Source organism: Pseudomonas sp. IT-232MI5, from assembly GCF_949767845.1.
GTDB lineage: Bacteria > Pseudomonadota > Gammaproteobacteria > Pseudomonadales > Pseudomonadaceae > Aquipseudomonas.
In genome coordinates this window covers 250,179-258,754 of the sequence record NZ_CATKQE010000033.1, presented here as the reverse complement: position 1 = coordinate 258,754, position 8,576 = coordinate 250,179, and the positions used below count along the sequence as shown (strand labels likewise).

Sequence of the window (8,576 nt, the reverse complement as noted above, 5' to 3'; positions counted from 1 at the left end):
ATGCGCGGTGTGTCTGTGCGTATTGGCGCACAGCAAGGGTGAGGTCTAGGCTGGTCAGTCAGTCGCCCATGCGGCGCAACGCCCAACGCAGGGACAGGAGCGCAACCGATGAAAGCCCCAGCCAGTATTGTCTGCCTGATGTTCACGCTGGTGCTCGCGCCGGGAGCCCGCGCTGAAGACCCGCCGCCTGCGCCCACTGCCGAGGCCACGGACGATGCGCCGTTGATCAATCCGCAAGTGGTCGACAAGTTGATCGACATGGGCAATTACCTGCGCAGCCTGCCGAAATTTCAGGTCGATGCCCAAGTCTCGCGCGACACGGTTCTGGAGTCCGGGCAGAAGATCAAGACCGAGTCCGCCAACACCCTGAAAGTGGTCGGCCATGATCGCCTGTATGCGAAAAGCGAAGGCGATGTGCGCACTCGCGAGTTCTTCTATAACGGCAAGAAGCTCACCCAGTATTCGCCGTACCTGAAGTACTACACCACCGTCGATGCGCCGGCCACCGTCGCGGAAACCCTGCACAAGGTCGAGAGCTACTACGGTGTGCAGGTGCCGATGGAGGACCTGTTTCTGTTCGGCAGTGATCAGGCGCAGATCGATGCCTTGAAAGCCGCGCTGTACGTAGGGCCGTCGGTCATCAAGGGCCAGCTCTGCGACCATTTGGCGTTTCGCCAGGAAGGTATTGACTGGCAGTTGTGGCTGACCCGCTCCGACAAACCCTTGCCGTGCAAACTGGTGATCACCACCACCGACGATAAGAGCTTTCCCGAGTACAGCGCGGTGTATCAGTGGAACCTCAAGCCGACCATTCCGGACACGCAATTCACCTTCAAACCGGGCAAGGGCGATGTGGCGATTGCGTTTAAAAAAGCCAGTGATCAGGGAGGGCAGTGACATGAACAAGTCGATGACGTGGAGTCTGTTGTTATCGCTGGCCGCCGCCACGCTGCTGACCGCAGGATATGTCACCGAAGCCGATGCCCGGGGGCAACGCGCTCAGGGGCATGCCCGCGCCAACGTCAACCGCGCGCCGGCGCCGAACGCGCAACGGGCGCAGCGGATCAATGCGCCGCAACGCGCCAATCACGTGAATGCCGGTAATCGGGTCAATTCGGGCAATCGGGTCAACGCCGGCAACAACGTCGGCAATCGCAGGTACGTCAACAACGGCAACCGCAACGTCAACATCGACAACAGTCGCGATGTCGATATTGATGTCGACGGCCATGGCCGTTATGGCTACGACGATCACTACCATCCGGTAGCGACGGCGGCGGCAGTGACAGCTACCGTGGCGGTCACGGCAGCGGTGGTGGGAGCGATCTTTACCCCGGCGCAAATGCCCAGCAGTTGTGTGCAGGTGATTCGCTACAACGTCGCCTACATGCAGTGCGGCTCGACCTGGTACCAGCCGCAGTATCAGGGCAGTGATGTGACGTATGTGGTGGTCAACGCGCCGTGATCAGGCTTTCGGCACCCACGGCTGCATCTGCGCGAGCATGCCACGACCGCCACGGCGCAAGCCGGTGGCCAGGGTCAGCCACGACAGGTCGGTGCTAATGACGTGTGCGGCCGGGCTCCTTGAATGACGTGCGACCGGATTCAAGGCTAGCTGATAAAAAAGGGATGAGCGCCGCGGCGCCCGTGCTGCAGATGGCACAAACCCGGCCAGTGCCGGGTTTGCGGTGGTTGCGCGGAATCAGTTAATTCGCGGATGCTGCTGCACCAGTTCCTTGCGCTTGGCTTCGAGTGCGGCGATCTCGGCGTCGATGTCTTCGATTTTCTGCTCGATGTTGTCGTGGTGTTCTTGCAGCAGTTCCTTCGCTTCTTCAAGGTCGGAGGCGGCCGGCGCAGCGCCACGCAACGGCTTGTTGGCGGTTTCCTTCATCGTCACGCCGGTGGCCAGACCGACCACGGCGATGACCATCAGGTAATACGCCGGCATGTACAGATCGTTGGTGCTCTCGACCAGCCACGCGACCACGGTCGGCGTCAGACCGGCAATCAGCACTGAAACGTTGAAAGCCGCTGCCAGCGCGCTGTAGCGAATGTGCGTGGGGAACATCGCCGGTAGGGTCGAGGCCATGACGCCGATAAAGAAGTTCAGCAACACGGCCAGCATCAGCAGGCCGGCGAAGATCAACCCGATCTTGCCGCTGTTGATCAACATAAACGCCGGGATCGCCAGAATGAACAGGCCGATGCTGCCGACAACGATGAAGGGTTTGCGGCCAATCTTGTCGCTGATAAAGCCGATTGCCGGCTGCACGAAGAGCATGCCGACCATGATCGCGATGATGATCAACACGCCCCGGTTTTCGCTGTAGTGCAGGTTGTGCGACAGGTAACTCGGCATGTAGGTGAGCAGCATGTAGTAGGTAACGTTGGTCACCGCCACCACGCCGATGCAGGTCATCAGGCTGCGCCAGTGCTTGGTCGCGACCTCCTTGAACGAGACTTTCGGGCCGCCGGCGAGGCCTTCGCGATCGCCTTGCTCAAGCTTTTCGACGTGCTGCTGGAATGCCGGGGTTTCTTCCAGGGCGTGACGCAGGTAGAGGCCGATCATGCCCAGCGGCAGGGCGAGGAAGAACGGCAGGCGCCAGCCCCATTCCTCGAACTTGGCTTCGCCCAGCGTCGTCGAGATCAACACCACCACCCCGGCACCGAGGACGAAACCGGCAATCGAGCCGAAGTCCAGCCAACTGCCGAGGAACCCGCGTTTACGGTCCGGCGCATATTCGGCGACGAAGATCGAAGCGCCTGTGTATTCGCCACCAACCGAGAAACCCTGAGCCATTTTCGCCAGCAACAGCAGGATCGGTGCCCAGATGCCGATCGAGGCATAGGACGGAATCAGGCCGATGGCAAAGGTGCTCAGCGACATGATCACGATGGTCGCGGCGAGGACTTTCTGTCGTCCGTACTTGTCGCCCAGAGCGCCAAAGAACAAGCCACCCAGCGGCCGGATCAGGAAGGGCACCGAGAAGGTCGCCAGCGCGGCGATCATTTGCGTGCCGGGGTCGGCGCCGGGGAAGAACACTTTGCCGAGCACATAGGCGACGAAGCCATAGACACCAAAGTCGAACCATTCCATGGCATTGCCCAGTGCGGCGGCGGTGATCGCCTTGCGCATCTTGGCGTCGTCGACAATGGTGATGTCGTTCAGGCCGATCGGCTTGACGGTTTTCTTGCGTGATTTCATCCGGGTCTTCTCTTTGCTGATCCATCGTGCCGCGTAGATGCCATCTTTTTGATGGCGCGTACTCTTTGGCTCAGATACATGAGGACACGAAATAATTCACTGCTCGGCGCTTTTTTTCCTGACGCACCTGTGTAGGAGCTGCCGAAGGCTGCGATTGATCGTTCCCACGCTCTGCGTGGGAATGCAGCCGGGGAAGCTCCGCGTCCCAACAAGATCGCAGCCTTCGGCAGCTCCTACAGGGGAATGTGGTTACCGGCGCAGGGTTGCGTAGGATTTACCGAGGTCGCTGGCCCAGCCATCCAGCACCACTTTGACGTCGTCGGCAGTCAGCACCTGTTTGTCGTTCTCCAGCGGCACACCAGTGCCTTTGCGTATAACTTCGGCAATCACTTCGCCGGTCGAACCGTCCTCGAACGACACCTCGGTAGCGACCTGACTGTCCTGATCACGGATACCGGTCGCCGTGCTTACGCCCGCAGCGACGAGGGTGACGGGCAGCCACTCATAAAAGCGCAAACCCTGAGTGCTGGTCGCCACTTGGGTGATGGCGGGGCGCACCACCAGCGTATTCGGTCCCGGTTGATTGACCAGATGCATGACCTTGCCCAACTCCAGCCTGAGCGCGGCGTCGTAGTAGTCGGTGACCCCAGACAATGTGCTCAGCGGAATCCGCAGAGTCGGCTCGGCGCTCGGGTAAAATTGACTCGGCGCCAGATAAACCTGCGTGTATCGACCCCGGGCGAGGGCCGGGCTGACCCACGCCAATACAGGCTGACCGGACGGTGACTGGCGCTCGCTCAACACGCTGTAGTCATGCAGAAAACCGCTGTGTTCGACCTTGTTACTGCTGCAGGCCGACAGGCTCAGGGTGGTGGCGAGGGCCAGCGACAGCGAATGCGTGCGGGTCATTAACGGGTTTCCTTGTGAGGTTGCGTGGCGATGCTATCCGAGCATTCGATGTGCAACTGGCCGTGGCTCATGATCCATTGGATCAAGTCGGCGGCGGCAATGCTGTGGACGTATTCGACCCAGTGCGCATTGGTCGGGCTGAATTGCTCGAAGTAGCGGCGCAAGACGATCCGGCTCTGATCGCTGGACACGCTCAGGCAAGACTCCTGAAACACGATCGGCGTATCAGGGCCGAGCGCCGCGGTGCGCTGGCTGAGGATCAAGGGACGATTGCTGTTGTGCCCCCCGGCGCAATGGTTGTCGTTCAATAGCTTCATGCGAACCCCCTGGATTGGAATGGCCGCAGAATGCCCGCGAGGTTTTGCCAGAGAATGTCCGCTTGATGTCTGGCGGGTAGAAATGTTGCTCGATTGAAATAAATGACCCGGGCGGCGAAATGGCTTTAGATTGGCTTTTTTTGGTGCATGGATTCTGTAACTGTGAGCAGACTGCTGTTCGTCGACGATGACGTGGAAATTCTCGCGCTGCTGAAGAAGTTCTTCGTGCAGCACGCCTATGAAGTCGACGTGGCGCCGCACGGCGAGGCCATGTGGGCGGCGATCGCGCAGAACCGTCCGGACACGATCATTCTTGACCTGATGATGCCCGGCGAAAGCGGCCTGAGTCTGTGCCAAAAGGTGCGCGCGAAACTGGGCATTCCGATCATCATGCTCACGGCCATGGCCGAGCTGAGCGATCGCATTGTCGGTCTGGAGTTGGGCGCCGACGATTACCTGACCAAGCCTTTCGCCCCGCAGGAATTGCTCGCTCGCATACGTGCCTTGCAGCGCCGCGCTGGCGAACAGCGCAATCCGGTCGAGCCTTCACGCCCGGTGATCGGTTTCGCCGGTTGGCATCTGGACATCACCTGTCGCGAATTGCGCTCGCCGGAAAACGTGATGATTCCGCTGTCCGGCGGCGAGTTCGATTTGCTGGTGGTCTTCCTCGATCACCCGCAGCGCATTCTCACCCGCGAACAGTTGATCGACCTGACCCACGGCCACGGCCATGACGCCTTTGATCGCAGCATCGATGTGCAAGTCAGCCGCCTGCGCCGCAAGATCGAACCGGACAGCAAGCGCCCGGACCTGATTCGTACGGTGCGCAACGGCGGTTATCTGTTCACTGCCAAGGTCAGCCGCTGATGATCCGCCGACTGTTGCGCGGCGACACCCTGCGCCGGCACATCGCCCTGACCATCGTGGCGGCGATGGTCGCGTCACTGGCGTTGAATGCGCTGTTCGTGCAAGTCGCCGGCATCTGGGCGCGGCCACCGATTGAACGCACCGGCCTGCTGGAGCAGATTGCCGCGACCTCGCGGGTGATCGAAGCGGCCCCGGCCAACCTGCGCCCGCAACTGGCCGCCGCCGCGAGCAGCGCCATGCTGCACGTGTCGTGGCAAGCACAACGCGCGGATTTCGATCTGCCCAATGACGGCCTTCGCCTGCCAGCGAGCAGGGTGCCGGTGCTGCAGCAACTGCTGGGCAATGATCGAAAAATCGAGGTGTTCAGCCCAGGCGACTGGCCGAATGGCAGTCCCCAGGCGCATTACGCCGCCGTCGTGCAATTGGTCGATGGCAGTTGGTTGTCATTTATCCCGCCGGAGCGCAGTTGGGGGCTGGAATTTGGCGTGCGTATTGTGATCGTCATCGCGTTGGGACTGATTGCCACATTGCTCGTCGCCTGGGTCGCCACCCGGCAACTGGCCAATCCGTTGCAGCGTTTCACGCGTGCCGCCAGACGCTTCGGCACTGACCTGCGCGCACCGCCGATCAAACTCGAAGGCCCCGACGAAATTCGTCAGGCGATCATCGCCTTCAACACCATGCAGGCACAGATCCAGCACTTCATCGCCGAGCGCACGCACATGCTCGCGTCAATTTCCCACGACCTGCGCGCACCGCTGACACGCATGCGTTTGCGCAGTGAATTCATGGAAGACCTCGATCATCAGGGCAAATTGATTCGCGACGTTGAAGAGATGCAGTCGATGATCAACGCCGCGCTGGCGTTCTTCCGCGAAGACACGCACCGCGAGCAGACCACGGCATTCGATCTGTCGGAGCTGCTGCAAACCATCGTCGACGACTACCGCGATCAGCACATCAATGTCGATTTCGATGGCCCGGCGCATCTGGTGTACGAAGGGCGACCGCTGGGGATCAAACGGGTGATCGTCAATCTGCTGGAGAATGCGCTGAAGTATGCGCAGCGTCCGGGCATTGCGTTGAAGTGTGATGAGTATTCGATCTGTATCGAGGTCAGCGACGAAGGCCCCGGTATCCCCGAAGCGGCGTTGGAGCAGGTGTTCGATCCGTTCTTTCGCCTGGAGGCTTCGCGCAACCGCGACACCGGAGGTGTAGGCTTGGGGCTGTCGGCGGCGCGGGCGATTGTGCGCGAGCAGGGCGGAGAACTGACGTTGAGCAACCGTAGCGGCCAAGGATTGCTGGCGCGGGTTGAGTTGCCGCGTAACGGATAGTTGCTGGCGTGAAATTTATTCTGTAGATTTTCATGAAATTATAAAAAGATAATTTCATGAGGTCGCGCATGTTTCAGCAATCCAGCCAGCACGTCGACAGCTATTACGCCCATAGTTGCGCGGATATTCTGAGCAACCGCGCTGTGCTGGAAGGCCAGCATGACGCTGACGTGGTGATCATCGGTGCCGGTTTCAGTGGCTTGCACACGGCGTTGCGTCTGGCGTTGGCCGGCAAACGCGTGGTGGTGCTCGAAGCCAGTCGCGTGGCGTGGGCCGCGTCGGGGCGTAACGGCGGGCAGGCGATTCTTGGTTGGTCATGTGACATGCCGCCGCTGGAAGCTGCGTTGGGCCATGAACGGGCCAGACGGCTTTGGGATGGCATGCGCTGGGCCGCCGGGGAATTACGCGACTTGCCCGGGCGGCATGGTTTCGATTGCGACTATCGTCCCGGGCATTTGTGGACGTCGGTGATGCCACGGCGGGTCAGTCTGCTCAGCGAATGGCAACACGAGGCCAGCCACAAATGGGGCCACGATGGGTTGCAGTTCATTCCCCGTGAACAACTGCCGGAATGGGTGGCCACCGATCGCTATCAGGCCGGGCTTTACGACCCTGAGGGCGCGCACCTCAATCCACTGAAACTGGCGCTGGGCCTGGCGGACGCTATCGAGCGAGCCGGCGGGCGTATCCATGAACAAAGCAAAGCGTTGAGTTATCAGGAGCAGCGCGACGGTTTCCGCGTCAACACCGAGCGCGGTGCGGTGCGCGCCGATGTGCTGGTGCTGGCGTGCAACGCTTACCTCGATGAACTCGACCCGCAACTGTCCAGTTGCATTCTGCCGGTGGGCACCTACCAAGTGGCCACCGCACCACTGACATCCGAGCAGGCCACCGCGCTGTTGCCGCGCAATGTCTGCGTGACCGACAACCAGTTCGTCCTCGATTACTTCAGGCGCACGCCGGATAACCGTTTGTTGTTCGGTGGCGGCTGCACGTATCTCGGTGGCATGCCCAAGGACATCGCGGCAGCGACCCGACCGTTTCTTGAGCGGGTATTCCCGCAGCTCAAGGGCGTCGGCATCGAGTTTGCCTGGGGTGGGCATATCGACCTGACGATGAACCGCACACCCGATGTCGGCGGCGCGGGCAGTCGATATTGGCTGCAAGGCTACTCGGGCCACGGCGTTCTGCCGACATTGGCCGCCGCGCGTGCGGTGTCCGATGCGATTCTCGGTGATGCCGATGAACTGGCGTTGTACCAGGGCCTGAGTAATGGCCGTTTCCCCGGTGGCAAACATTTCGCGGCACCGCTGGAGGCGATTGGCAAAGCCTGGTATCGCCTGCGCGACAGTATTTGATGAGACCTTTTTCGGAATCCATGGCATGAACAAGCAAGAAGAAATCGCCGCGCTGGCGATCCTCATCCACGACCTGCGCAAGCACAAGAAATGGACCCTGAAGGAACTGGCCGACAAGATCGGCCGTTCGGTGGGTTTCCTCTCGCAGGTCGAGCGCGGCTTGTCGCGGCCAACCGTGGCGGATCTCACCGCGATCAGTGAAACCTTCGGCGTGCCGACCACTTACTTCTACAGCCTGCCCAAGCCTAAAGAGTTGCCGTGGGTCACGCGCCCGGACGAGCGCCGCACGTTGTATTACGCCAACGGCATCACCGACATTCTGGTGTCGCCGCAGATTCGCGCCTCGTTCTCCATGCTCGAAAGTCATCTGGAAGCCGGCGCGAGCAGCGGTGATCGCCATCTGACCGACAGCTCGGAGCAGGGCGGTTACGTCCTCGAAGGGGAACTGACGTTGTGGCTGGGCGACGACGAAGAACCCGTCACATTGAAGGCCGGCGACAGCTTTCAATTCGACAGTCATACCCGTTGCCGTTACGGCAACCTCACCGAGCAGCTGACTCGCGTGCTCTGGGTCTACACCTGATCA

The 8,576-nt window shown here is 60.8% G+C and carries 10 protein-coding genes; 6 read left to right on the top strand and 4 right to left on the bottom strand.

What is annotated here, in order from left to right:
• The first annotated feature begins 108 nt into the window (after positions 1–108).
• Together ACM6JQ_RS17170 and ACM6JQ_RS17165 are read left to right on the top strand one after the other, a co-directional pair.
• A complete protein-coding gene (locus ACM6JQ_RS17170) occupies positions 109–897 on the top strand; it encodes a DUF2092 domain-containing protein (protein ID WP_095112112.1) in 789 nt (262 codons plus the stop codon).
• A 1-nt stretch (position 898) separates the two neighbouring features.
• Positions 899–1,465: a hypothetical protein gene (locus tag ACM6JQ_RS17165; RefSeq protein WP_123375301.1), complete on the top strand. Its 567-nt coding sequence runs from the start codon at positions 899–901 to the stop codon at positions 1,463–1,465.
• Here ACM6JQ_RS17165 and ACM6JQ_RS17160 read toward each other — a convergent pair whose 3' ends face one another.
• The 4 genes from ACM6JQ_RS17160 to ACM6JQ_RS17145 form a co-directional block, all read right to left on the bottom strand.
• On the bottom strand, positions 1,466–1,609 hold the full coding sequence (locus ACM6JQ_RS17160) for a hypothetical protein (RefSeq protein ID WP_176472278.1): 144 nt from the start codon (positions 1,607–1,609) through the stop codon (positions 1,466–1,468).
• 93 nt (positions 1,610–1,702) lie between these two features.
• The gene (proP, locus tag ACM6JQ_RS17155; RefSeq protein WP_038361543.1) at positions 1,703–3,205 is read right to left on the bottom strand and encodes a glycine betaine/L-proline transporter ProP; all 1,503 of its coding nucleotides are present in this window, start codon (positions 3,203–3,205) and stop codon (positions 1,703–1,705) included.
• A gap of 249 nt (positions 3,206–3,454) precedes the next feature.
• Positions 3,455–4,114, bottom strand: coding sequence for a DUF3313 domain-containing protein (locus ACM6JQ_RS17150; RefSeq protein ID WP_095112114.1), 660 nt, complete (start codon positions 4,112–4,114; stop codon positions 3,455–3,457).
• Positions 4,114–4,431: a hypothetical protein gene (locus ACM6JQ_RS17145; RefSeq protein ID WP_007913297.1), complete on the bottom strand. Its 318-nt coding sequence runs from the start codon at positions 4,429–4,431 to the stop codon at positions 4,114–4,116. Before ACM6JQ_RS17145 ends, ACM6JQ_RS17150 begins: the two co-directional genes overlap by 1 nt.
• 147 nt (positions 4,432–4,578) lie before the next feature.
• On the opposite strand from ACM6JQ_RS17145, the gene ACM6JQ_RS17140 reads away from it, so the two are divergent.
• The 4 genes from ACM6JQ_RS17140 (at position 4,579) to ACM6JQ_RS17125 (ending at position 8,573) form a co-directional block, all read left to right on the top strand.
• Positions 4,579–5,298: a response regulator gene (locus tag ACM6JQ_RS17140; protein ID WP_414894289.1), complete on the top strand. Its 720-nt coding sequence runs from the start codon at positions 4,579–4,581 to the stop codon at positions 5,296–5,298.
• On the top strand, positions 5,298–6,632 hold the full coding sequence (locus ACM6JQ_RS17135; RefSeq protein WP_007913295.1) for an ATP-binding protein: 1,335 nt from the start codon (positions 5,298–5,300) through the stop codon (positions 6,630–6,632). The genes ACM6JQ_RS17140 and ACM6JQ_RS17135 overlap by 1 nt, the downstream gene beginning before the upstream one ends.
• A gap of 68 nt (positions 6,633–6,700) precedes the next feature.
• Positions 6,701–7,990 (top strand): NAD(P)/FAD-dependent oxidoreductase, encoded by a 1,290-nt coding sequence (locus ACM6JQ_RS17130; RefSeq protein WP_095112117.1) that lies wholly within the window; start codon positions 6,701–6,703, stop codon positions 7,988–7,990.
• Positions 7,991–8,015: 25 nt separating this feature from the next.
• The gene (locus tag ACM6JQ_RS17125; protein ID WP_095112118.1) at positions 8,016–8,573 is read left to right on the top strand and encodes a helix-turn-helix domain-containing protein; all 558 of its coding nucleotides are present in this window, start codon (positions 8,016–8,018) and stop codon (positions 8,571–8,573) included.
• Positions 8,574–8,576 lie beyond the last annotated feature (3 nt).